The organism is Serratia sp. AKBS12, from assembly GCF_024793895.1.
In the GTDB taxonomy this organism is placed as follows: Bacteria; Pseudomonadota; Gammaproteobacteria; order Enterobacterales; family Enterobacteriaceae; genus Serratia_F.
The window spans coordinates 1,301,454-1,325,557 of record NZ_JANUSB010000015.1 but is presented as its reverse complement, the minus strand read 5'-3'; the positions used below and the strand labels follow the sequence as shown (position 1 = coordinate 1,325,557).

The 24,104-nt window shown below is 58.0% G+C and carries 17 protein-coding genes; 11 read left to right on the top strand and 6 right to left on the bottom strand.

Translation table 11 applies throughout. The features are described 5' to 3' along the window. Window positions 1-181: 181 nt before the first annotated feature. Both NYE85_RS16095 and NYE85_RS16090 read right to left on the bottom strand, forming a co-directional pair. Entirely contained in the window at window positions 182-1,483 is a 1,302-nt protein-coding gene (locus NYE85_RS16095; RefSeq protein ID WP_259005732.1) for a sorbosone dehydrogenase family protein, read from the bottom strand. Then, on the bottom strand, window positions 1,480-1,920 hold the full coding sequence (locus NYE85_RS16090) for a DUF2231 domain-containing protein (protein WP_259005731.1): 441 nt from the start codon (window positions 1,918-1,920) through the stop codon (window positions 1,480-1,482). Before NYE85_RS16090 ends, NYE85_RS16095 begins: the two co-directional genes overlap by 4 nt. A gap of 539 nt (window positions 1,921-2,459) precedes the next feature. On the opposite strand from NYE85_RS16090, the gene NYE85_RS16085 reads away from it, so the two are divergent. The 9 genes from NYE85_RS16085 to NYE85_RS16045 all read left to right on the top strand — a co-directional run bounded on the left by NYE85_RS16085 (window position 2,460) and on the right by NYE85_RS16045 (window position 14,351). After that, a complete protein-coding gene (locus NYE85_RS16085; protein ID WP_259005730.1) occupies window positions 2,460-4,847 on the top strand; it encodes a glucose/quinate/shikimate family membrane-bound PQQ-dependent dehydrogenase in 2,388 nt (795 codons plus the stop codon). Window positions 4,848-4,917: 70 nt separating this feature from the next. Beyond that, window positions 4,918-5,967, top strand: a complete 1,050-nt coding sequence (locus NYE85_RS16080) for a dipeptidase (RefSeq protein ID WP_259005729.1) — start codon at window positions 4,918-4,920, stop codon at window positions 5,965-5,967. Window positions 5,968-6,081: 114 nt separating this feature from the next. Further along, window positions 6,082-6,159 (top strand): pyrroloquinoline quinone precursor peptide PqqA, encoded by a 78-nt coding sequence (pqqA, locus tag NYE85_RS16075; protein ID WP_004937827.1) that lies wholly within the window; start codon window positions 6,082-6,084, stop codon window positions 6,157-6,159. A gap of 142 nt (window positions 6,160-6,301) precedes the next feature. Beyond that, on the top strand, window positions 6,302-7,213 hold the full coding sequence (pqqB, locus tag NYE85_RS16070) for a pyrroloquinoline quinone biosynthesis protein PqqB (RefSeq protein ID WP_259005728.1): 912 nt from the start codon (window positions 6,302-6,304) through the stop codon (window positions 7,211-7,213). A gap of 9 nt (window positions 7,214-7,222) precedes the next feature. Further along, complete coding sequence (gene pqqC, locus NYE85_RS16065) at window positions 7,223-7,978, top strand: pyrroloquinoline-quinone synthase PqqC (RefSeq protein WP_259005727.1); 756 nt, start codon at window positions 7,223-7,225, stop codon at window positions 7,976-7,978. Further along, complete coding sequence (gene pqqD / locus NYE85_RS16060; protein ID WP_259005726.1) at window positions 7,978-8,256, top strand: pyrroloquinoline quinone biosynthesis peptide chaperone PqqD; 279 nt, start codon at window positions 7,978-7,980, stop codon at window positions 8,254-8,256. The genes pqqC and pqqD overlap by 1 nt, the downstream gene beginning before the upstream one ends. Next, window positions 8,249-9,388, top strand: a complete 1,140-nt coding sequence (gene pqqE, locus NYE85_RS16055) for a pyrroloquinoline quinone biosynthesis protein PqqE (RefSeq protein ID WP_259005725.1) — start codon at window positions 8,249-8,251, stop codon at window positions 9,386-9,388. The genes pqqD and pqqE overlap by 8 nt, the downstream gene beginning before the upstream one ends. A 1-nt stretch (window position 9,389) precedes the next feature. Next, window positions 9,390-11,717, top strand: coding sequence for a pyrroloquinoline quinone biosynthesis protein PqqF (pqqF, locus tag NYE85_RS16050; RefSeq protein WP_259005724.1), 2,328 nt, complete (start codon window positions 9,390-9,392; stop codon window positions 11,715-11,717). A gap of 198 nt (window positions 11,718-11,915) precedes the next feature. Continuing rightward, window positions 11,916-14,351, top strand: a complete 2,436-nt coding sequence (locus tag NYE85_RS16045) for a glucose/quinate/shikimate family membrane-bound PQQ-dependent dehydrogenase (RefSeq protein WP_259005723.1) — start codon at window positions 11,916-11,918, stop codon at window positions 14,349-14,351. Between the two features lie 133 nt (window positions 14,352-14,484). Here NYE85_RS16045 and NYE85_RS16040 read toward each other — a convergent pair whose 3' ends face one another. Then, complete coding sequence (locus NYE85_RS16040; protein ID WP_259005722.1) at window positions 14,485-15,459, bottom strand: alpha/beta hydrolase; 975 nt, start codon at window positions 15,457-15,459, stop codon at window positions 14,485-14,487. 14 nt (window positions 15,460-15,473) lie between these two features. Further along, the gene (locus NYE85_RS16035; protein WP_259005721.1) at window positions 15,474-16,355 is read right to left on the bottom strand and encodes an MBL fold metallo-hydrolase; all 882 of its coding nucleotides are present in this window, start codon (window positions 16,353-16,355) and stop codon (window positions 15,474-15,476) included. 129 nt (window positions 16,356-16,484) lie between these two features. Here NYE85_RS16035 and NYE85_RS16030 point away from each other — a divergent pair, with 129 nt between their 5' ends. Further along, window positions 16,485-17,378 carry a LysR family transcriptional regulator gene (locus tag NYE85_RS16030; RefSeq protein WP_259005719.1) on the top strand — a complete coding sequence of 298 codons (894 nt, stop codon included), beginning with the start codon at window positions 16,485-16,487 and terminating at the stop codon, window positions 17,376-17,378. A gap of 14 nt (window positions 17,379-17,392) precedes the next feature. On the opposite strand, the gene NYE85_RS16025 is transcribed toward NYE85_RS16030, so the two are convergent. After that, a complete protein-coding gene (locus tag NYE85_RS16025) occupies window positions 17,393-19,201 on the bottom strand; it encodes a sigma-54-dependent Fis family transcriptional regulator (RefSeq protein ID WP_259005718.1) in 1,809 nt (602 codons plus the stop codon). Between the two features lie 273 nt (window positions 19,202-19,474). Between NYE85_RS16025 and NYE85_RS16020 the strand changes: the two genes are divergently transcribed. After that, window positions 19,475-20,998 carry an aldehyde dehydrogenase family protein gene (locus NYE85_RS16020; protein ID WP_259006350.1) on the top strand — a complete coding sequence of 508 codons (1,524 nt, stop codon included), beginning with the start codon at window positions 19,475-19,477 and terminating at the stop codon, window positions 20,996-20,998. Between the two features lie 169 nt (window positions 20,999-21,167). On the opposite strand, the gene NYE85_RS16015 is transcribed toward NYE85_RS16020, so the two are convergent. Continuing rightward, window positions 21,168-23,591 (bottom strand): DUF3772 domain-containing protein, encoded by a 2,424-nt coding sequence (locus NYE85_RS16015; RefSeq protein ID WP_259005717.1) that lies wholly within the window; start codon window positions 23,589-23,591, stop codon window positions 21,168-21,170. Window positions 23,592-24,104: the final 513 nt, after the last annotated feature.

Genomic DNA, 24,104 nt, shown 5'->3' with positions numbered 1-24,104 from the left:
TTTCATTTATTAATGTAGGCGCAATTATCTACTCCAGCCTTAGACAAACTCTGCGAAACGTCGGCGATTTTTAGTGCATCTGCCCATTGGCCTGTGACGGTTTTCACAAACCGGGTCATGATGAGAGAAAGGAGGTTGGCATCGGCTCCCCGTACCAGCAGGGAGCCGCGTTACTGCATGATTATTGCGCCGCGCTGATACGCCAAATGGTATTGCCGGCGTCGTCGGCAATCAGCACGCCGCCCTGCTTATCCATCGCCAAGCCAACCGGCAGGCCGCGCACCTGTTTCTGGTCATCGGTCAGGAAACCGGTGACCACCGGTTTGGGCGTACCAACCGGTTGGCCATTTTCGAACTTGACCCACATCACCTGGTAGCCGTTCAGCGGCTTGCGGTTCCAACTACCGTGTTCGCTGACAAACGCCCCGCCGCGATACTGCGGCATGTTATCGCCGCCGTAGAACAGCAGACCAAGCGGTGCGACATGCGAACTGAGTGCATAGTCCGGCTTGATGGCTTTTGCCACCAGGTCGGGTCGCGGCGGCTTGGCGCGCTCGTCTACGTGTTGGCCAAAGTAGCTGTACGGCCAACCGTAAAAGCCGTTCTCCTGCACCGACGTCATGTAATCCGGCACCAGATCGGAGCCGATCTCATCACGTTCGTTGACAATCGCCCATAATTTACCGCTTTGTGGTTCCCATTGCAGCCCGGTTGGGTTGCGCAGGCCGCTGGCGTAGATCCGGCTGGCACCGTTGGTGGCGTCCACTTCCAGTACCGCCGCGCGGCGGTATTCAGCGCCGATGCCGTTTTCGGTGATATTGCTGTTCGAGCCAACGCCGACGTACAGTTTGCTGCCGTCAGGGCTGGCCAGCAGCGCTTTGGTCCAGTGGTGGTTGAGCGGCCCGCCCGGCAGTTCGGTGACCACTTCGCCGGGAGTGCGAATTTCGGTTTGCCCTTCCTGATAAGGGAACTTCACCAGGCTATCGGCATTGGCGACCCACAGCGTATTGCCGATAAGCTGCATGCCAAACGGTGAATGCAGATGCTCGATGAACAGATGCTTTTCCCAGGTACCGTTGACGTTGCGCAGCAGCGTGATGCGGTTGCCGCCCGGTCCGCCCTTGCCGGAGGATTGCTGCACCATGCCCATGATCAACTGCTTCGGTCGGGTGGTCGGCTTGGCCGGCCCGTTGGCTTCGGCCACCAGAACATCATTATTCGGCAACACATAAACCTGGCGTGGATGCATTAATCCGTCGGCGATTTTTTCAATCTTCAGCCCCTCGGCTACCTTTGGCATTTCCCCTGCTTTCCACGGCACCCCTTCTGGAACCTGCATCGGTGGCATCAAAAAGTTCTTCGCCTGCGGCAGTTCGGGATTGGGACCAATCTGCTTTTGCGGATCGAGCGTAGCACCATCATCACAGCCTGCCAGCAGCACGGCGAGCGAAACGGCAATCAAGGTGTGGTTACGGTTTTTCATAGTGGCTGCTCCTTGGCGGTGCGCTGGCGTAGCGCAAGTTGCAGGTTGGCCAGCAGCAGCAAAACCACCACCAGGGTAGAGAGGATCACGCCCATCGGCACCACCGCATAGGCATCACGGCTATGAATAAAGGCGTTAAAGATGGCCAGCAGTATGGCCAGCAGGTTCAGCCAGAAATGTAATTTCACCGGCGAACCCTGCGGATAGCGGCGTCCAACCCATACCTGAACCAAATTTATCAGTCGTGGGATGATGGCTATCACCAAACCGATGGCGATCAGCCAACTGGCAGCGTGTGTCCACATCAGCACAAAGCTGTTGAGATAGATAATGTCAAACACCCAGGCCGCGACAAAAAAGCCAAGCGGTATGGGGTTCAACAGCTCATACAACCCGACGGCCAGCGCCGAGTGTCCTGAGGTATTGTGCGTATTCATGTCCGTCTCCATAGGTCATCCAAAAGTAGGTTGCGGCCGGCATGCTACATACCCGCCGTTTGCCCTGCCTGTAATAGATTAGTAAATATGAAGAAATATGCTGAAAGTAATTAGCCAGGTGGGTTTTTTCGATCAAACGGAATATAAGCAATAACGGCATGGTTATGGCGGTGGAATAGCCCTATGGCAGGCGTGTTAATTGGCGATAAATAAGCCATGTGATGCGTCTGTTAAAAAAAATAGCATTAAAAGTTCATGGTCGGTTATTTGCGTAAATACGCCAGTATTACTGGCCTCGCCGTCAGGTAAGCGGTCTTATCAACGCGGCAATGCCGGTGCCTATACCACTAAAGCCACTACCATATCTGTGAAATAAGTCTCATACTTGCGCACCTTTATGGGCGGCAAGGCTCATAAAGCCGATGCACGGGCGGCAATCTGAGCCCGTGGTTGAAAAAAGTTTGGTAAAAACAGAGTGCTTTTTGGGATTTGGCTTATTCTCAAAATTGAAGGTTTTTTATTCAGGGTGGATTGATTCTATGCAGAAAAACAGAACTTCATCGTTCCTCATCCTAATAACAGCGCTATTTGCCGTGGTAAGCGGCTTATATCTGTTAGCGGGAGGAATTTGGTTGGCAAAACTGGGCGGTTCGATTTACTACATCGTAGCCGGTCTGGTGATGCTGATTACCGCGTGGTTGCTTTATCGTCGTAGAGCAACCGCCTTATTACTGTATGCCGTATTCCTGTTGGCAACCGTCATCTGGGCGCTGTGGGAAGTCGGCACCGACTTCTGGGCACTGACGCCGCGCCTCGACGTCACTTTCTTCTTCGGTCTGTGGCTGGTGCTGCCATTCATTTACCGCAAGCTGGTCGCCAGCGGCAAACTGGCGTATGGCGCACTCAGTGCAGTGCTGGTGTTTACCGTAGCGGTACTGGCCTATTCGGTGTTTAACGATCCGCAGGAAATCCACGGCACGCTCGACGCCGCGCAAACCCAGGCGGTGGTCGATCAGGCGGCTGATGGCGCAGACTGGCCGGCCTATGGTCGTACACAGGAAGGCACCCGTTATTCGCCGTTGAAGCAAATCAACGACAAGAACGTTTCGCAGTTGAAAGAAGCCTGGACCTTCCGTACCGGCGACGTGAAAACTGCCAACGACCCGGCGGAAATCACCAACGAAGTCACCCCGATCAAAATCCGCGATACGCTGTATCTGTGCACCGCGCACCAGAAACTGTTTGCGCTGGATGCCGCGACCGGCAAAGAGAAGTGGCAGTTCGATCCGCAGCTGAAGTACGACTCGTCGTTCCAGCACATCACCTGCCGCGGCGTGTCTTACCATGAAACCCCTGCCGCGGCGCAAGCCGATGCTACAGGTACTCCACCGGCACAGTGCGCACGTCGCATTATCCTGCCGGTGAACGATGGCCGCCTGTTCGCGGTGGACGCGGAAACCGGCAAGCGCTGTGCAGACTTTGCCAACAACGGCGAACTGAATCTGCAAAGCAACATGCCTTACCCTACCCCGGGCCACTACGAGCCGACCTCGCCGCCAGTGATTACCGACAGCGTGATCGTGATTGCCGGTGCGGTAATGGATAACTACTCCAACCGCGAGCCTTCGGGCGTTATCCGCGGGTTTGACATCAACAGCGGCAAACTGCTGTGGGCGTTCGATCCAGGCAGCGCCGAGCCGAACAAGATCCCGGCCGACGAGCACCATTTCGTGCCGAACTCGCCTAACTCATGGGCGCCGGCGGCGTATGACGCCAAGCTGGACATGGTATATCTGCCGATGGGTGTGGCAACGCCGGACATCTGGGGCGGCAACCGTACGCCGGAGATGGAGCGTTATGCCAGCGGCCTGTTGGCGCTGCATGCCAGCACCGGTAAGCTGGCCTGGTTCTACCAGACCGTGCACCATGACCTGTGGGATATGGACATTCCGGCTCAGCCTACGCTGGCGGACATTACCGACAAAGATGGCAAAAAAGTGCCGGTCATTTACGTACCGACCAAAACCGGCAACATCTTCGTACTTAACCGCACCAACGGTGAACTGGTCGTGCCCGCGCCGGAACGCCCGGTGCCGCAAGGCCCGGCAAAAGGCGATTTCCTGTCGCCTACCCAGCCGTTCTCCGAGCTGACCTTCCGTCCGGAAAAGAAACTGACCGGTGCGGATACCTGGGGCGCAACCATTTACGATCAGCTGGTTTGCCGCGTGATGTTCCACAGCCTGCGCTATGAAGGCACCTTCACCCCGCCTTCCGAGCAGGGCACGCTGGTGTTCCCGGGTAATCTGGGGATGTTCGAATGGGGCGGCCTGGCGGTAGATACCGATCGCCAGGTGGCAATTGCCAACCCGATGGCGCTGCCGTTCGTTTCCAAGCTGATCCCTCGCGGTCCGGGCAACCCGATCGAGCCGGACGAAAACGCCAAGGGCAGCGGTTCGGAAGTGGGTATTCAGCCGCAGTACGGTATTCCTTACGGCGTGACGTTAAACCCGTTCCTGTCACCGTTGGGCTTCCCGTGCAAACAACCAGCATGGGGCTACATCTCTGCGGTCGACTTGAAAACCAACCAGATCGTGTGGAAAAAACGCATCGGTACCGTGCGTGACAGCTCACCGATTCCACTGCCGTTCAAAATGGGCATGCCAATGCTCGGCGGCCCGGTGACCACAGCAGGTAACATCTTCTTCATCGGTGCTACCGCCGACAACTACCTGCGCGCGTTCAACGTCAGCAACGGTGAAAAACTGTGGGAAGCCCGTCTGCCGGCCGGTGGCCAGGCAACGCCAATGACCTATGAGGTCAACGGCAAACAGTATGTGGTGATTTCCGCGGGTGGCCACGGTTCGTTTGGCACCAAACTGGGTGACTATATCGTCGCCTATGCACTGCCGGACGAAGCGACCAAATAATCCGCGCGATCAACCGTCGCACTCAACTCGATGGCCGCCCCAGGGCGGCCATTTTTACTCGTAAAAGCGTATGACAGACTTAACCCCCTTGGCTGTTTTTGACGGCCACAACGACCTGCTGCTCACGCTATGGCTCAAGCATGCCGACGATCCCGCCGCCGCGTTCTTTTCCACGGTGGAACAGGGGCACCTGGACTTTGCGCGCATGAAGCGCGGCGGCTTCTGCGGTGGACTGTTTGCGGTGTTCATCCCACCGGTGAGCCATATTGCGCAGATGCGTAACCAGAGCGAAGCCGAAGTGCTGGCCAATTACGATCCACAGGCGATTACCGAAGCGCAAATCGCCATCCTGTTTCAGTTGGAGCAGGCGTCCAACGGCCAGCTGAAGATCTGTCGCAGCGTGGCGGAGATAGAACAATGCCGGCGCAATCAGCAGATAGCGGCGGTATTGCACATTGAAGGCGCCGGCGCGCTGGACGCCGAATTGACGCAGCTGGATCGCTATTACGCACTGGGTGTGCGCAGCATCGGGCCGTTCTGGAATCGGCCAAACGTGTTTGGTGAAGGCATCAGCGGCGCCTTTCCGGGTTCGCCGGACAGCGGCCCCGGCATGACGCCGGCCGGCAAGGCGCTGATCGCGGCCTGTAACCGACGCCGCATGATGATTGACGTTTCGCACATGAATGAAAAAGCATTCTGGCAAACCGCGGCGTTGAGTACCGCACCGTTGGTAGCAACGCATTCCAACGCGCATGCGTTGTGCCCGCAACCGCGCAACCTGACCAATGCGCAACTGGCGGCCATCGCCGACAGCGGCGGTTTTGTCGGGGTGAATTTTGGCACCGCATTTCTGCGTGCCGACGGTAAACGCGACAGCGCCACTACCGATTTAACAGAAATTGTTAAACACATTGAATTTTTAGTCGCTAAACTTGGAGAGGATCATGTGGGGTTCGGCTCCGATTTTGACGGCGTCAATGTCCCACAGACGCTGGGGGATGTGAGCGGTCTGCCTTCATTGCTACAGGCATTGGCGCAGGCCGGCTTTACCCCGGCGCAGGTGGAAAAGCTGGCATGGCGCAATTGGCTGGCGGTGTTATCCGCCACCTGGGGCGCATAGCTAAAAAACTTTTACCCTTTTGAGGTTGCGATCTCCGTCACATTTCTTCAACATCGTCGCCGCCGAATGTGAATGATTTTTGTTTGGCACTTAATAACTAGAGGAGAACTAACTATGACTACCTGGACTAAACCCGAGTTCGTCGATCTGCGTCTGGGCCTGGAAGTGACGCTGTACATTTCCAACCGCTAATCGCTCATGCCCGCTTCGTGCGGGCATCTTGGCTTGCTGGCAACGTCAGGTAGCAACGAGAGCACCCCGCGGTTATCTCGATGTCACGACGGCATTGTCATCAACCCTTTTCTCTCTTGTTTTTCTCTTTTCTGGTTTACACATGCAGATAAAAGTTCTCGGCTCTGCGGCTGGCGGCGGTTTTCCTCAATGGAACTGCAACTGCAAAAACTGTCAGGGCGTGCGTAACAACACCATCAAAACCTCCGCGCGTACCCAATCGTCGATTGCCATCAGCGATGACGGCAAAAATTGGGTGCTGTGCAACGCTTCGCCGGACATTTGCCATCAGCTGCGCGCCTCGCCTGAATTGAATAACCCCGAGGTACTGCGTGGTACCGGCATCGGTGCGATCATTCTCACCGATAGCCAGATTGACCACAGCGCGGGTTTACTCAATTTGCGTGAAGGGTGCCCGCATCAGGTGTGGTGCACCCGCGAAGTCCATGACGATCTGAGCACCGGCTTTCCGGTATTCCCGATGCTGTCCCACTGGAACGGTGGTCTGATCCACCGGCCGATTGAGCCGCTGGAGGCCTTTCAGGTTGCGGTGTGTTCGACGCTGCGTTTTACCGCCATTCCTCTGCTGAGCAATGCGCCACCCTATTCTCTCTACCGTCATCGCCCATTACCGGGGCATAACGTGGCGCTGTTCATCGAAGACCGCGCGCGCGGCAGCAGCCTGCTGTATGCGCCAGGTCTCGGCGAGCCGGACGAACAATTGCTGCCGTGGCTGCAACGGGCGGACTGCCTGCTGATTGACGGTACGCTGTGGCGCGATAACGAGCTGGCGAATACCGGCGTCGGCCGCAATACCGGCAAAGACATGGGGCATCTGGCGCTGGGTGAGGATCAGGGGCTGGCAGCGCTGCTCGCCACCTTACCGGCCAAGCGCAAGATCCTGATTCACATTAATAATACCAATCCTATCCTGGACGAAGACTCTGCGGAACGTCACAGCCTGACGCAAGCCGGCATTGAAGTGAGCTGGGATGGGATGAACATCGAACTGTAGGTGAACACCATGACACGACAACAACCGCTGTCCCCGCCGGAATTTGAAGCGGCGCTGCGTGCGAAAGGCGCGTATTACCATATCCATCATCCGTATCACATCGCCATGCATAACGGCGAGGCGACGCGCGAACAGATCCAGGGCTGGGTCGCCAACCGCTTCTATTACCAGACCAGCATCCCGATCAAGGACGCGGCGATCATGGCCAACTGCCCACAGCCGGAAACCCGGCGTAAATGGGTACAGCGCATTCTTGACCATGACGGCTATAACGGCAGCGAGGGTGGAATCGAAGCCTGGCTGCGTCTTGGCGAAGCCGTGGGACTGAAGCGTGAAACCGTGCTATCGGAAGAGCTGGTGTTGCCGGGCGTACGCTTCGCGGTTGACGCTTACGTCAACTTTGCCCGTCGCGCCTGCTGGCAGGAAGCGGCATGCAGCTCGCTGACCGAACTGTTCGCGCCGCAAATCCACCAATCGCGTCTCGACAGCTGGCCGCAGCATTATCCGTGGATCGATGCCGACGGCTATGACTATTTCCGCAGCCGTCTCGGCCAGGCCAACCGCGACGTTGAGCACGGACTGGCGCTGGCGCTGGAATACTGCGATACGGCCGAAAAGCAGCAGCGCATGCTGGAAATCCTGCAGTTCAAACTGGACATTCTGTGGAGCCTGCTCGATGCCATGAGTATGGCCTATACCCTGCACCGCCCGCCTTATCATAGCGTGACCGACGCGCGGGTGTGGCATAACCAGAGGCTGGTGTGATGAGTCTACGCCGAGAGCAAACGCCGGTTTTCCGTCGCGGTTACCGCCTGCAATGGGAAGAGGTGCAACACAGCCACGTTATTCTCTATCCTGAAGGTATGGCCAAACTGAACGAGAGTGCCGCCATGATCCTGCAACTGGTCAACGGTACATCGACGTTGAATGAGATTATCGACCAATTGAACGCGCGTTTCCCCGGCGTACCGGGGCTGGCGGACGATGTGCTGGAATTCTTCCAGCGCGCCTATGAACAAAAATGGGTGATGTTCCGTGACTGATACCACCACCACACCGGCGGTCAATCCGCCGCTCTGGCTGCTGGCGGAGCTGACGTACCGCTGTCCGCTGCAATGCCCCTACTGTTCCAACCCGCTCGACTTCGCCGCGCAGGAAAAAGAGCTGACCACCGAGCAGTGGATCGAGGTTTTCCGCCAGGCGCGGGCGATGGGTAGCGTTCAACTCGGTTTTTCCGGCGGTGAGCCGCTGGTACGCAAGGATCTGCCAGAGCTGATCGCCGCCGCCCGCGATCTCGGCTTTTACACCAATCTGATCACCTCGGGCATCGGTTTGACCGAGAAGAAGCTGCAAACCTTTGCCGACGCCGGTCTGGATCATATTCAAATCAGTTTCCAGGCCAGCGATGAAACGCTGAACGCCGCGCTGGCTGGCTCAGCCAAGGCCTTCCAGCAGAAACTGGCGATGGCCAAGGCAGTCAAGGCGCTCGGCTACCCGATGGTGCTCAACTTTGTGCTGCATCGGCACAATATCGATCAGATCGACCGGATTATCGAACTGGCTATTCAGCTGGAGGCCGACGACGTCGAGTTGGCTACCTGCCAGTTTTACGGTTGGGCGCATCTCAACCGTGAGGGACTGCTGCCAACCCGTGAACAAATCGCCCGTGCGGAACAGGTGGTGCAGCGCTACCGCGAAAAAATGGCCGACAGCGGCAATCTGGCCAATCTGTTGTTCGTCACCCCCGACTATTACGAAGAGCGCCCCAAGGGCTGCATGGGCGGCTGGGGGGCGATTTTCCTCAGCGTCACCCCGGAAGGCATGGCGTTACCCTGTCACAGCGCCCGACAGCTGCCGGTCAAGTTCCCGTCGGTGCTGGAACACGATCTGGCGCATATCTGGTATCACTCTTTCGGTTTTAACCGCTATCGCGGCTATGATTGGATGCCTGAGCCGTGTCGCTCCTGCCCGGAAAAAGAGCAAGATTACGGCGGCTGCCGCTGTCAGGCGTTTATGCTGACCGGCGACGCCGACAACGCCGATCCGGTTTGTTCCAAGTCGGCGCATCACGGCACCATCCTGGCAGCGCGCGAAGAAGCCAACCGTAGCCAGATCGGCATCGATGGGCTGCGTTTTCGCAACCGTGCCAACTCCCAGCTGATTTTCAAAGGCTGACATGCAGCGCCAGACCGCCTCGCTGCGGCTTGCCAACGGACTGCGCGTTAATCTGGTCAGCGACCCGGGCGACAGCCGTGCCGCAGCGCTGATGCGCATCGAAGCGGGCAGTTATCAGGCTCCCGTTGACTGGCCCGGGCTGGCTCACCTGCTGGAACACATGCTGTTTCGGGGTAGCGCCCGCTTCCCCGATCGGCAACGGCTGATGAGCTGGATACCGGCGCAGGGCGGCCGGCTTAACGCCACCACGCTCGCCACGCAAACCGCCTACTTTTTCGAAATCGATGCACCCCGCCTGGCGGACGGGGTCGAGCGGTTGATGGATATGCTGTCTGCCCCTCTGCTGGCGTCCGACGCGTTGGCGCAGGAGGTCGGGGTGATCGACGCCGAGTATCGCTTACTGTGCTCGGATGCCGCCAGCTTGTGCCTGGCGGCGCAGCAGCATGCGTTCAGCGGCATTGAGGCGATGCATCGCTTTCACGTTGGCCATCGTGGAGCCTTTGGCGACGATATGGTGGCGCTGCGCCGCGCTTTGAGCCAGTTTCATGCGCGTTATTATCAGGCCGGTAATATGACGTTGTGGCTACAGGGGCCGCAGCCGTTGACAGCGTTGCGCGGCATCGCCGAACGGTTGTGTGCCAGCCTTACCGGCCAGACCGTCCCACCGCCGCTGCCCTGCCCGGCGTTAATCGCCGATGGCGATCGGCGCCTTATCCTGCCGGGAGTGCCGCAGCTGCGCTTCAGCTTCGCCCTCAATCACCCGTTGGCAAGCCGGCGTGCGTGGTTACGGCTGTTGGATCGCCTATTGACCGACGAAGCGCCGGGCAGTTTGCTGGCCTGGTTACGCGCGCAAGAATACTGCGACGATGCGCAATTGCTGCATCTGCGCTGTGGCAAAGACCGCCTGTTGCTGACGCTGGCATTCGTCATCAACCCCGATAACCCACCGGGCGCAGCGCGGCTGGAAGCGGCGCTGTTTGCCTGGTTGCAACAGCTGCCGGCATTGCGCCGGGCGCAGCGTGAACACTATCGCCGGTTGGCCAATCAGGCATTGTTGCAACAGCCGCCGCTCGAACAGCTACGCGCTGCCGCCTGCGGTTTGCCATTGATCACCGACGCTGACGATTGGCAGCAATGCATTGCTGCATTGCTGGCTGCCCCATTCAGCCGCCTGACGGTTGCCGCGCACGGTGAGGCGCCGGACTGCTCGACACAAGGATTTACGTTGCGTTTGGCAACGGCAGCGACGCACCGGCCCACGGCATCGACACAGCGCTTTTGCTTCTTTCCCGATGACGTAGCGATATCCCCCCCAGCGTTGCCGTCACGCCGCGTTGCATTGCGGCACATTCAGCCCGGCGAGGCCGATCCGGTACTGCTGCTGCGCCCTGCGCCGCAAACGCCGCTCGACGATCTGACCGCCTACCGGATGCAGTCGGCATTGCGTCCGCTGGCTGCCGAGCTGGCGCATCGTCAGGGACATTTGGCTCTGGAACGGATCGATGGCGTTTGGCTGTTGCAACTTGCCGGCGATCCGAGCTTGATCTGCCATGGGGTGCGGGCAATGAATCAGGCACTACACGCCATCAGTGCCGCCAGCGAACGTGATGCGCTGCGCCGTTGGCAGCGAGCGCAGCAACTGCACGGTGAACTGGCCATACGGCGCCTGCTGGCGCAACTGCCGGCGGCGTTGGCCAATGCTGCCAGCGGTGCGGAGTCGCCATGCTGGCAGGCGACGCTCAATGGCGGCAATCAGGCATTGCACCATGCGCTGGCGCATTTACTGAGCGACTTCCCGGCGCCGATTGTTGCCATGGCGCCCTATCACCTGGCCCCTCAGCGCCGCGTGATGCTGACGGAAAGCGGCGATGAAAACGCCCTGTTGCTGTTTTACCCGCTGTCAGTGGCCGGTGCGACGCCAAGGTTGGCGCTGCGACTGCTGGCACAACTTTATGCGCCGCGTTATTTTCAGCAGTTGCGCGTGGATCGCAATATTGGCTATGTGGTGCAGTGCGCGTTTCACCGTTGCGCCGATCGCGAAGGCCTGCTGTTTGCCTTGCAATCCCCGCGTTTTGGCGTTACCGAACTGGCACGATTGACCGACCAGTTCTTGTTGCAGATGCAGACAGAGCTGGCGCAGCTGAGCGATAGCCAGCTGGCACAGGCAAAAGCCGCGTTGATGCCGAGCTTGCAGCGCCGTAGTGAGCAACCGTTGCAACGTGCGTGTACCATGCTATTGGAAGATCCCCCACCCGCCAGCGAACTGACGCTGATTGATGGCGCCACGCTACTCGACTTGCAGCGGCGGCTGTCAACGCGCGCGCCGTAACATCCGATCGAAATATTCACAACCATACGGCCAAAAGATACATTTTGTTAACCGTAAAATGTATCAGATGGTACAATCTGCGCATCACATTGTTTAATGTCTGGCCTGTTGCCGTTTTTTTCGGCATCGACAGGCCGGCATGGCGTTGTGCATAGTTGTGCATAAAAGGATGAATATTATTTCTTCGGAGACTGTCTGATGTCTGAAACGCATGCCCGCACGGGCATAAAACGTAAATTATGGTGCTGTTTGCTGGGGATAATCCTGGCGATTACCGGCCTGTTCTTCACCATTGCCGGCGGCAAATTGGCTGCGCTTGGCGGCAGTTGGTACTTTATCATCGCCGGCGTGGTTACCCTGCTCGCGGCGATCCAGTTCTTCCGTGGCAAATCCTCGGCGGTTGTACTGTTCCTGCTGGTGTTTGTCGGCACCCTGATCTGGTCGCTGTTCGATGCAGGCTTCGATTTCTGGCCGTTGGTTTCGCGTCTGATGGTGCCAACCGGCCTGACGCTGCTGGCGTTGCTTAGCTGGCCGTCGCTGCGCAAGGCGGAAGGCAAAGCCCCATTGGCAAAAGCGTCATATCTGCTGTCGGCGGTCTTGGCCGTCGGTATGGTGGGTACTTTTATCCAGATGTTCCAGCCGCACCCGACCGTACCCTTTAGCGACGCGCAGTTGCCGCTGATCCCGGTGGATAAGGCCAATCAACAGAAAGATTGGGACAACTACGGCAATACCCCGGGCGGTAGCCGCTTCGTGGCGCTCGATCAGATCACCCGCGATAACGTCAAGGAACTGAAAGTTGCCTGGACGTTCCACACTGGCGATACGCCACTGAGCCCGGACGGCAACGGCGCGGAAGATCAGCAAACGCCATTGCAGGTCGGCAACCGCGTATTTCTCTGTACGCCGCACAACAATGTGATCGCAGTCGATGCCGACAGCGGCAAGGAAATCTGGAAGCGCGAAATCAACGCCAAGTCTCAGGTATGGAACCGCTGCCGTGGACTGGCCTATTTTGACGCCACCAAACCACTGCCGCAGCCTACGGTACCCGGTTCAACACCGGCTGCGCCGGTGGTATTGGCCGCCGGCGACAGCTGCCAGCGTCGTATTCTGATGAATACCATCGACGCACGTCTGGTGGCGATTAACGCCGATAACGGCGAGTTCTGTGCAAATTTTGGTAATCATGGCGTGGTCGATCTGAAAGCCGGCATGGGCGATGCCGCCGATCCAAAATACCAGTTGACCTCGGCGCCGACCCTGGCTGGCAGCACCGTGGTGGTGGGCGGCCGCGTTGCCGACAACGTGCAAACCGACATGCCGGGCGGCGTACTGCGCGGCTTTGACGTCATTACCGGTGAAATGCGCTGGGCATTCGACCCGGGCAATGAAAACCCGAACTCGGCGCTGAAACCTGGCCAGACGTTCGTACGCAGTACCCCCAACTCGTGGGCGCCAATGTCCTACGATCCGGCGATGAACACCGTGTTCCTGCCGATGGGCAGTTCGTCGGTCGATCTGTGGGGCGCCAACCGTACCCCGCTCGATCACAAGTATGGTGCGTCGATTCTGGCGCTGGATGCCACCACCGGCAAGGAGAAATGGGTCTATCAGACCGTGCATAACGATCTGTGGGACTTTGATGTGCCGATGCAGCCTAGCCTGGTCGATTTCCCGATGAAGGACGGCAGTAGCAAGCCGGCGGTGGTATTTGGCGGTAAAACCGGGCAGATCTTTGTCCTGGATCGCCATACCGGCAAACCGTTGACCGAAGTGAAAGAACTGCCGGTGAAAACCCGCACCATTCCGGGTGAACAGTACTCGGCAACTCAGCCGTTTTCGGTTGGCATGCCGCAGATCGGCGCAGAAAAACTGACCGAATCGGATATGTGGGGCGCCACGCCGTTCGACCAGTTAATGTGTCGCATCAGCTTTAAATCGATGCGCTATGACGGTCTGTTCACCGCACCGGACACCGACGTGTCCCTCAGCTTCCCGGGTTCGCTGGGCGGCATGAACTGGGGCGGCTTGTCTACCGATCCGAACAATCATTACATCTTTGTCAATGATATGCGTCTGGGCCTGTGGGTGCAGATGATCCCGCAGAAGGCTGACGCCGATACCCCAGCCAGCAACGGTGGCGAATCGGTCAATACCGGTATGGGCGCGGTGCCGTTAAAAGGCACGCCGTATGGCGTCAATAAAAACCGCTTTATGTCACCGCTGGGCATTCCATGCCAGAAGCCACCGTTTGGCACCCTGTCGGCCATCGATCTGAAAACGCAGAAAGTGGTGTGGCAGGTACCGGCGGGTACGGTGCAGGATACCGGACCGTTCGGTATCAAAATGCGCGCGCAAATGCCGGTCGGCATGCCGACGCTGGGCGGAACGCTGGCAACTCAGGGTGGTCTGGTGTTCATTGCCGGCACCCAGGATTACTATCTGCGCGCCTTTGACTCCTCCACCGGCAAGGAGCTGTGGAAAGCACGCCTGCCGGTTGGCAGCGGCGGTAGTCCGATGAGTTATATTTCGCCAACCACCGGCAAACAGTACATTCTGATTTCCGCCGGCGGCGCGCGACAGTCACCCGATCGCGGTGATTACGTGATTGCCTATGCGCTAGACCAGTAAGCCCCGGCGTTCAACGCTGCCAAAGCCCGCTGCCAACCACAGCGGGCTTTTTACTTTGCGCCGCTTATGCCATCGTCGTTGTCGGCAGGCGCAGCGTCATGCCAGCGGCCGCTGGCCATTGCCTATTGGCCGTTCAGTCATGCGTTTCCAGCAAAAAACCGGCCAGTGCGGCAAAAACCTGACGTCGGTTTTTTTCCAGCACCATCATGTGCGTCGCCTCGCCGATTTCCAGCCAGCGCTTCCACGGCGCGCCGGTAGCGTGCAAAAACCAGTCCTGCGCCACCGGCAACGGTACATCCACATCCCACTCGCCATGCACCAGCAGCAACGGTACACGAATCTCCGCCGGCTGATAGAAAGGCCTGTCGGCGCGCCAATAGTCGCGGATGTCCTGTACCGGGCCGTTGGCGACGCGTATCGTGCCGCTGGCGCGTAGCGCCTCGTCAGGCTCTTCACTCAGGGTATTGGCTACCCAGGCGTCGAACACCCCATCAGGAATAATGTCATCACGCTTGTGTTGCGGCACGCCGGCCAACCAGTGCTGTTGCACCTGTGCTAACGTCACCAGCCGCCAGGCACCCAACTCGCCGCCGCTGTCCAGGCGGCTGGGGCCGTTGTTCAACCACTGCGGTGCGATAAGCCCCAGTCGCCGTACCTTGTCGGCGTTGCGAGTGGTGAAACTGCCGGTGACGCTGCCCCCCCATGACATGCCGATGATGTTGACCTGCGTCAGCTGGTTATGCTGCAAAACATAGGTGACGGCGTCACTAAAATCGCGCACTCCCTGTTCGGTGGTGACCAGCGGCGGGTTCAGCGCGGCGGGTTGCTGCATTTCTGGCGGCCGCGTTGAACCGCCGCTGCCGCTGACATCCACCGCCCAGACGTCAAACCCCGCCCGTGCCAGATAATCCAGGAAGGATTCACCGTCGATTGGCGTATCAAACAGGCTGCCTGAAGAGTACGTGGCGCCATGCATCAGCACTACGGTATGGGCCGCATCAAAACGCGTCTGCGAGGCCAGGCGTTTGTGTCGCAGATGCAGGGCCACCGCCGGATTGGCGCTGGGGATGGTGCGGCGCTCGCTAAACAGCATCGAATGAGTGGTCATGATTTCTCCCGAGATTAACATTCTTGCCAGATGAAACCGTCGTGCTGACGTGCAATACGCCCGACCGAGGCTCCGGCGAAATGACTGCTGAAGTAATAGGCGTTATGGTCAGCGGCAAATTCCAACGCCCAGCGGCGTGAGGCCAGGGCCTGTTCGGGAAATTCGCAGTACACCGAATTCCACTGCGGGAAATAAACCTGCATAGGATGGTGCATCACATCGCCGGCAAACAGCGCCACGCCGCGATCGGTTTGCAGCGAAAAGGACAGATGGTCGTAGCTGTGCCCCGGCGTGCGGTGAAAGTGGAATCCGGCGATCGGCTGTTGGTCGCCGTGCTGCCAGCGCCAATCCTGACCGGCATCGACCAGCGGCTGTACGCTGTCGTCAAATAAGCCGCGGTTGGGGGCGGTCACATTGTCGGGATGGGCATACCAATCGTATTCCGCAGCGGAAAATACGTAGCGTGCATTGGGGAACGTCGGCCGCCACTGCCCCTCTACCAGTTGGGTATTCCAACCCACATGATCGACGTGCAGGTGCGTCAGCAGCACGTAATCCACCTGGTGCGGTTCAACGCCGGCCTGGCGCAACTGCTGTAGCCAATGGGTCTGCAAGCGATCAAACAGCGGGTTGTCGGGGCGAAGCTTGTCGTTACCGCAGGCGGTATCAATCAATACGGTATGCTCTGGTGTTTGCACCAGCCAGCTGTGGCAACTGACGGTCAGTCGCTGCCTATCCTGGCTGAGGTGAGCCTGGCTTAAGCCAGAGGCGGACTGGTTGACCGCGTCTGGCTGCCATTGCGGAAAAAGCAATGAAGCTGGGCGATCGTCAATCGTCAGCTCGGTTAAGCGCGTGATGCGGGTACGGCCCAAATTCCAGCTTGTGGAGGATGACATAGTAACTCCGTGGTTGTTTGTCGATAACAATGGCACCATATTGTTACCCTGGCGGCGAATGAACAAGCCGCTAATCTGCAAACCATGATTGCTATAATTGCAACGATTAATCCATTAAGAGGACGCGGAATGGACAAGCTGGCGGCAATGCAGACATTTATTCGCGTGGTCGAAAGCGGCGCGTTCAGCCGCGCGGCAACGCTGCTGGATTTGCCAAAATCTACCGTTACCCGGCAGATCCAGGCATTGGAACAGCAACTGAACATCACCTTGCTGCACCGCACCTCACGCCGTTTGACGCTGACCGAGCAAGGCCGCGCCTATTATCTGGGCGCGGTACAATGGCTTGAACAGCTACGCCAGTTTGAAGGCGGCGTGATCGGTGCCGGGCAAGCGCCGAGTGGCGTGATCCATGTCAGCATGCCGCACACTCTTGCCTACCATAAAGTGATCCCCCATTTAGCCGATTTTTACCGACGCTACCCGGATATTCAGTTAACGCTGAATCTGGCCAATCATGCCATCGACCCCATCGAAGCCCAGGTGGACTGCGTGGTGCGGATTGGCGCGCTGATGAACGATGCGCTGATTGCCCGTTCGTTAGGCACGCTGGAGCGGATCACCTGTGCCTCGCCAGACTATCTGCAACGCCATGGCACCCCAATGCATCCCAATGCGCTGCGCCGCGATCACCAGATGATCCACGTGGTGTCACCGCAGAGCGGCAAACCGTTCATTCACCAACTGCTGCGGCAGGATGAGCGCGTTACGCTTGATGGCGACTGGCTGTTTGCCGTCAACGACGCCAATGCGGCATTGCATGCCGCGCGCGCCGGTCTGGGGGTGGTGACGACCTACCGCTTTTTAGCCGAGGAGGCATTACGCCGTGGCGAGCTGGTGACGATCCTGCCCGACTGGCAGTGCGAGCCGGCGGCGGTACATATCGCCTGGCCGGAGAACCGCCACCTGGCGTCAAAAGTGCGTTATTTTATCGATTGGATCAGGGAACTGTTTAATCGCTGACCGGATCGCCTGGTTCAGCCTGCCGCCCCGCGGCGCTTTCGCTGCAATTGCCGGTACAGCGTGCTGCGCGCAATGCCCAAACGTCTGGCCGCCAGACTGATGTTGCCATTGGCCTGTTTGACGGCGTCAAACAGGTCTGGCGCGGTCTGTGCCTGAGCAACTGGCGGCTCGGCGTTGTGGTGCGCGGCATGAAACTGCTCCGGCAGGTGATGAAGCATGACGGCATCGTTATCGTCCGCCAGAGCCAGCAACACCTTCAGCGTACTGAGTAATTGCCGCACGTTGCCCGGCCACGGATGGTCAGCCAGCGCGGTTACCACCTCCGGCGTCAAGGTGATACCGCGTTGTTCTGCTCCCAACTCGCGCCACTGCTGCTGAATAAAAACTTTGCGCTGCGGGCGTTCCCTCAGCGGTGGCACGCGCACGCTGAACTCCTGAATGCGGTAGAGTAAATCGTCACGAAACGCGCCTGTCGCAACCAGTTGTTCCAGCGATCGGTGTGTGGCACAAATAAGCGCAAAATCCACTTTATACCTCTGACGGCTGCCCAACGGGGTAACGGTTTTCTCCTGGAGAACCCGTAACAGTCGAGTCTGAACGCTGAGTGGCATATCACCTATTTCGTCCAGAAACAGCACCCCGCCATCGGCTTCCCGAATTTTACCAACATAGCCCTTGGCGCTTGCGCCAGTAAAGGCGCCTGGTGCATAGCCAAACAGTTCGGATTCAATCAACTGCTCGGGTAATGCTGCGCAGTTGATGGCGATAAAACGCCCACCCCGCCATTTGCTGTCTTGATACAGTTGGCGGCTGAAGTGCTCTTTGCCGCAGCCAGTTTCCCCGGTAACGCACAGCGCAAGACCGGCATTCAGGATGCGCAGCGCCTTTTGCCGGTCAGCCGCCTGTGGATCCGGTGATGGCGGCAGTGAACGCACCACCCATGCTTGCCGGGGCGGCGAGTCCAGCAATGAGTAGTAGCGTCGGTTATTGACTGCCAGGGTCTGACGCGGGGTATCCGCCGTCTGGCATGCCAGATCCGGGAACAGGTCGGCGAAGCGGCAATGGCCGACTGCCGCCGGCGTTAGCCGAAATTCCTGCATTGCCAGACGATTGGCGCCGCTGAGCCGATCGTCGCAAAATACCAGCACCAGTTCGTGGTCGCTGCCGAGAAAGCGCGCATCTCTATGTAATCGCAGCACCCGGTGACCGGCGGTAACGGTACTTTTTAGCCATTGATGTTCAATGTGACGTGCCGCCTGAAGAAGGATGCTACCGGCCTGGCCATAAGGTGCTTGCGCCGGGGTCGAAATATCCAGCACGCCGGCAACCTGACCATCAGGTTGAAAGATCGGTACGGCGGAACAGCGCAGTGCCGCGTTGGATTGGAGGTAATGCTCACTGCCGTTGACTTCACAGAACTCACCCAGCGCCAGCGCCGTGCCAATGGCATTGGTGCCGCGTTCACGTTCGCCCCACAGATTGCCGGGAGACAGCGACAACCGCGATGCCTGATGCAAAAAACCGCCGTTACCACAGGTTTCCAGCACCAGGCCGCTGGCGTCGGAAATCACCAACACCGAGGGTTGCTGATTGATGGCGTCGGCAAAGCGCGCCAGTAATGGCTGGGCCAGTTGCGCTACCCAGCTGTTGCGATCGCGGATCTCATCAAGGATACGCGGGCGAACAAACGGGATGCGATCGTCACTGCGTTCCAGACCGTACAGCTGGCTGCGCCGCCATGAATCTGACAGCGGTCTGGGCAAGCAACGGTTATTATGGTCAGGGAGCAAGCCTGCATCGACCGGCGGTGGCTTTGGCAACATGCGGTTCTCCGTCAGACGGTGTGTTGCTTTTTTGTATCATGACTGTGTCTCATGTGTTGCGATGCGCGACACAAAAAATCAGTTTAAGCAATGACAAGCCCGCTACTTTCGTCGTTAAAAAAACATTTATAAATACAACCAATTGATATTTAGGTTTATATCAAGAATCCCTCTCCTTGGTTCACCAATTTGGCATAGGTAATGCTTATCTCTGTTGCGGCCTGACGTCGTGCGCTCAAGCGCCACCCCTACTTTTGCAGCGAGGTATTGATGATGAAATACGTTCACCCCGGCTTGGCGGGCTCGTCCGTTTCTTTCAAACAGCGGTATGGCAATTATATTGGAGGCAAATTTGTTGAGCCGGTAGACGGTGGTTATTTTACCAATACGTCGCCGGTCACCGGACAGATAATCGGCGAATTTCCCCGTTCGAATCGGCAAGACGTCGAAATGGCGCTGGATGCGGCACACGCTGCCGCAGCCGATTGGGGCAACAGTAGCGTTCAGGCGCGTGCCAATACCTTATTGGCGATTGCCGACCGCATGGAGTCGCAGCTCGAGCTGCTGGCGCTGGCCGAAACCTGGGATAATGGCAAACCGATCCGCGAAACGTTAAACGCCGATATTCCGCTGGCAATCGATCATTTCCGCTACTTTGCCGGCTGCTTGCGCGCGCAGGAAGGCAGCATGGCAGAAATCGACAGCACTACCGTGGCTTATCATCTGTATGAACCACTGGGGGTGGTTGGGCAGATCATTCCCTGGAACTTCCCGTTGCTGATGGCCGCCTGGAAACTGGCTCCGGCATTGGCTGCCGGTAACTGCATCGTGCTCAAGCCCGCCGAGCAAACTCCGCTTGGGATCTGCGTGTTGCTTGAACAGATCGGCGATCTGTTGCCACCGGGCGTCCTGAACGTGGTACATGGCTTTGGCGCAGAGGCCGGCGAAGCGCTGGCACGCAGCAAGCGCATTGCAAAAATTGCCTTTACCGGCTCAACGCCGGTCGGCCGCCACATCCTGTCGTGCGCGGCAGAAAATATCATCCCGAGTACGGTAGAACTGGGCGGGAAATCGCCAAACATCTATTTTGCCGATATCATGCAGGCGGAGCCGGACTTCATCGATAAAGCGGTTGAAGGACTGATCCTCGGTTTCTTCAACCAGGGCGAAGTCTGCACCTGTCCCTCCCGTGCACTGATTCAGCGTTCGATCTATCCGGAATTTATTGAGCGGGTATTGACGCGCATGAAAACCATTCGCCATGGCGACCCATTTGATACCGACACCATGATCGGCGCGCAGGCCTCTCGGGAGCAGTTCGATAAAATCCTTTCCTATATCGACATTGCGAAAAACGAAGGTGGCAAGATCCTCGCCGGCGGCCAACGCGCCAGCCAGGAGGAGTCAGATCTGCAACAGGGATTCTATTTGCAGCCGACGTTAATCACCGGCAACAACGGCATGCGTTTCTTCCGCGAAGAAATTTTTGGCCCGGTGATTGGCGTTACCACCTTTGAGGATGAAGCCGAAGCGCTGGCATTGGCCAACGACACCGAATTCGGGCTGGGTGCCGGTCTGTGGACGCGTGACGTCAATCTGGCTTACCGGATGGGGCGTGCCATCAAGGCCGGACGCGTCTGGACCAACTGCTACCATCTGTACCCTGCCCATGCCGCCTTTGGCGGTTATAAAAACTCCGGCATCGGCCGCGAAACGCATAAAGCTGCGCTGTCGCATTACCAGCAAGTGAAAAATCTGCTGGTTAGCTACGATGTGAAGCCGCTCGGGCTATTTTAACGCCGTTTCGATCACGCTATCCGCCCCCTCTTTTTGCGAGGGGGCATTGGCCGCCGGTGCGCCGCTCCCTGGCTCAGGCGGTGGCGCAAGCCAATCAGGTGGCGGCCGAGCACGTATCGCGCCTGCCCGCCTTGCCTGACGCGCTGCCCACCACCTGATACCGATGCAGTCACGATGAGCGTTGGTCCTCGTCGATCAGGCTCTTCGCCTGTTGTTTCATAAACACCACTTCCTGCGGACTGGACAGATGCACCTGTTGTTGGCGCAGCAGTTTAAGAATGTTAAACAGCAGGTCGCTCTTGGTTGAGCCGACAATTCGCGGGCTGGAAACATAGCCGGTAACGCTGAGAATGATGCCCTCCGGTCCCAACTGGCTAAAACGCACGTACGGCGCGGGCGAATCCAGTATCGCTTCGTAATCGTGGTAGGCACTGAGCAGAATATTACGTACCTGTTCCGGATCGATGTCGGTTGGGAAGGTCAGCGCGATGGTTACAACCCCTTGCGCATTACCCATGGTGGCATTGCGCACGTTTTGCGATATCAGCTGGGAGTTCGGCACAATCATCGTCGAGCGGTCGCTGAGCTGAATTTCGGTGGCTCGCACGTTAATCCGGCGCACGTCCCCTTCTACGCCACCAATGCCAATCATATCGCCAACCTTGACCGGCCGTTCGGTTAACAGGATCAGCCCGGAAATAAAGTTTTTGACGATTTCTTGCAGACCAAAACCGATACCCACTGACAGCGCGCTGACGATCCATGCCAGTTTGTTCCACTGAATACCGAGTGCCGCCAGGGTGATCAGAATCACCAATACGTAGCCGACGTTACTGAACAGCGTTACCAGCGAAGCGCGAATGCCGACGTCGTTGATGGTCTTTGGCAACAGTTCGTTGTTCAGCCAGCGGCGGGTAGCACGCAGGATATAGATACCGATAATCAGACAAATCAGGGAATTGATCAGATTGCCGGGCACGATATGCAACCGTTGCAGCCCTTCACCAGTCATGATGGCGACGATCTTTTCCACCAGACTGTTCGGCGTGGTGGTGCCGAAGGTGCCGTTCAGCAGGGAAACGATCATCAACAGCAGCAACGCGCATTTAAACGTGGCGATGAAAACGATGCTCAACTGTTCCAAATGCCGATCGCTGAAATTAAACGACCGCTTTAGCGCCCGCCCGCTGGCGGTATTGGGCGAAAAAATGGCGCTCCAGGCGTCGGTGGAAAACAGCACCAGAAAATAGAATGCCATCAGCACCAGGGCAATCCAGATGATTTGATAGGTCAGGAAGCGGGCGAACGAGATATAACCGATCAACAACGACAACAGCACGATCAGCGAGGCGATCACCGTGGCGATTTGCACCAGCCCACCGAGCATGGTGCGTTCGGCGAGGTGTTCGCCTCGCAATTCGCTGCGTTGGCGAATGCGGTGCGCCCGCACTGGCATTGCCAATACCACCAACGCCATTAATGCCGCTACCAGGCCGTTGCTGAAAATTGCCGTGCCCAGACTGGCACCAATCACGTTATTGATTAATTCCACCGTACCGAAAGCCAGCGCCAGGATCGCCAGTAGCGGTGAAAAATAACGTAACCCCTGCGCAACGTGATTATCCAGCAGCGCCAACCGCCATGACGGCCGACGTATTGACAGGAATGCTCGCCCCAAGCCGGCAATCAACGCGCTGAAAATCGCCAGTCGGGTAAAACCGTCGGCAAAATCCTGCATCATGGTTGGCAAGGGCTGTACGCGAGCAAATGCCTGATACAACAGGTTCAGCGCCAGCGCGGTACCAAACAGCGTAATAAACGCCGTCCCAAGGGCGGTAAAGCTGCGGCGCAAACGGCCGTCCGGCAAGTAGCGAATGCTGAACCAGGCCAGCAGCTGTTCCGAAAAGTAGCGTCCCCAGGACCAGATGGCAAAGGCCAGAACCAGCAGCGCGATGGTGCCGTAGCGCCACTCCGGTTGCCAACTGGCATCCCAGGCGCTGGTGATTTCCGCACTGAACTCCGCCAGGCGTTGTTGATCCTGCGCTTGCGGTGCTACCACCGGCGACCAGAATTTCGTGCTTAAAATACTGCCGGAGTTGAGTGCAAGCTGCGTCTTGAAGGCTACGCGCCGCAAATCGCCGATCTGTTGCATCAGATCCTGTGCGCCGGTGCGGAACGCCTGCAAACGGGTTACCGCATCGTCCAGCGCCTTCTTGCTGTTGTTCAGCGAATTGCGCTGCTGTGCCACCGCGGCGGTTTCCGCCAACCCGCCAGGTGCCGGCGGCGGCCCCAATACCTCCAACTGCCCTTGGAGCTTCTCTTGCACCGGTTGCAGGTCGGTCGCCAGCCGCTCGGTGCCCGCTGCCAGTTGTTGCGTGCTTTCGTACAGTTTGCTGAGCTGATTATCGGTGGTGGCCTTTGAGACCTGCTGTTTGATACCGTCCAGCGTTTTCTGGAAGTTTTTCAAGGCACTGGCGATGTCCTGCTGACTCAGCTCGGTTTTTTCAGCCTCGGCGGCAACGCTGCAAAAAGGGGTTAACGGTAATCCGATCAGCATAAACAGCAACAGGAAAATCTGTAACGGCCTAATCATAAGTCTCGATGCTCAAATAGGAATGGTAGACAAACAAAATAGACGAGACGGCTTGCACCACCTCGCCTATTAACAATAAACCGAGATTATGATAACTGCTTCAGGCTTGACAAAACATCACTAACAGCACGCCTGGCGGATCGACACCTGCGTCAGCACCGCCAGCTTTTGCGGATTGCGTATGATAAAGGCCTCGCTCGGGCGGCGTTGCCGATCGGCTGGCACCGACAGTTAAAGCCCCTTCACAGGCCGACCCGATTACCCGCGCCGTGATACCGCCATCAATAACATGCTTATAGGAGTGGCTGAGCCGCCGCCAAAGGCCGGCAACAAAAGCAACGGAACACGGTTGCGCGCAGGTCAAAACCACCGCTGATGATTAATCACGAAAGGCATCCCGGCTAATGTCAGGATTCAGCATGCGTGTCCTGTCACCTTCAGTTCAATCGGTCTGCAACAAAAAGCAGACCTGTCAGGGGGGCTGCCAATCCCTCCAAACTTAACGGAACCAGT

Excerpts from the sequence above, each read along its gene's own strand:
- NYE85_RS16015 (WP_259005717.1), bottom strand. The coding sequence starts at position 23,591 with ATGATTAGGCCGTTACAGATTTTCCTGTTGCTGTTTATGCTGATCGGA.
- NYE85_RS16040 (WP_259005722.1), bottom strand. The coding sequence starts at position 15,459 with ATGACCACTCATTCGATGCTGTTTAGCGAGCGCCGCACCATCCCCAGC.
- pqqA (WP_004937827.1), top strand. The coding sequence starts at position 6,082 with ATGACTACCTGGACTAAACCCGAGTTCGTCGATCTGCGTCTGGGCCTG.
- NYE85_RS16045 (WP_259005723.1), top strand. The coding sequence starts at position 11,916 with ATGTCTGAAACGCATGCCCGCACGGGCATAAAACGTAAATTATGGTGC.
- NYE85_RS16090 (WP_259005731.1), bottom strand. The coding sequence starts at position 1,920 with ATGAATACGCACAATACCTCAGGACACTCGGCGCTGGCCGTCGGGTTG.
- NYE85_RS16035 (WP_259005721.1), bottom strand. The coding sequence starts at position 16,355 with ATGTCATCCTCCACAAGCTGGAATTTGGGCCGTACCCGCATCACGCGC.
- NYE85_RS16085 (WP_259005730.1), top strand. The coding sequence starts at position 2,460 with ATGCAGAAAAACAGAACTTCATCGTTCCTCATCCTAATAACAGCGCTA.
- NYE85_RS16080 (WP_259005729.1), top strand. The coding sequence starts at position 4,918 with ATGACAGACTTAACCCCCTTGGCTGTTTTTGACGGCCACAACGACCTG.
- pqqD (WP_259005726.1), top strand. The coding sequence starts at position 7,978 with ATGAGTCTACGCCGAGAGCAAACGCCGGTTTTCCGTCGCGGTTACCGC.
- pqqC (WP_259005727.1), top strand. The coding sequence starts at position 7,223 with ATGACACGACAACAACCGCTGTCCCCGCCGGAATTTGAAGCGGCGCTG.
- NYE85_RS16095 (WP_259005732.1), bottom strand. The coding sequence starts at position 1,483 with ATGAAAAACCGTAACCACACCTTGATTGCCGTTTCGCTCGCCGTGCTG.
- pqqB (WP_259005728.1), top strand. The coding sequence starts at position 6,302 with ATGCAGATAAAAGTTCTCGGCTCTGCGGCTGGCGGCGGTTTTCCTCAA.
- NYE85_RS16025 (WP_259005718.1), bottom strand. The coding sequence starts at position 19,201 with ATGTTGCCAAAGCCACCGCCGGTCGATGCAGGCTTGCTCCCTGACCAT.
- pqqF (WP_259005724.1), top strand. The coding sequence starts at position 9,390 with ATGCAGCGCCAGACCGCCTCGCTGCGGCTTGCCAACGGACTGCGCGTT.
- NYE85_RS16020 (WP_259006350.1), top strand. The coding sequence starts at position 19,475 with ATGAAATACGTTCACCCCGGCTTGGCGGGCTCGTCCGTTTCTTTCAAA.
- NYE85_RS16030 (WP_259005719.1), top strand. The coding sequence starts at position 16,485 with ATGGACAAGCTGGCGGCAATGCAGACATTTATTCGCGTGGTCGAAAGC.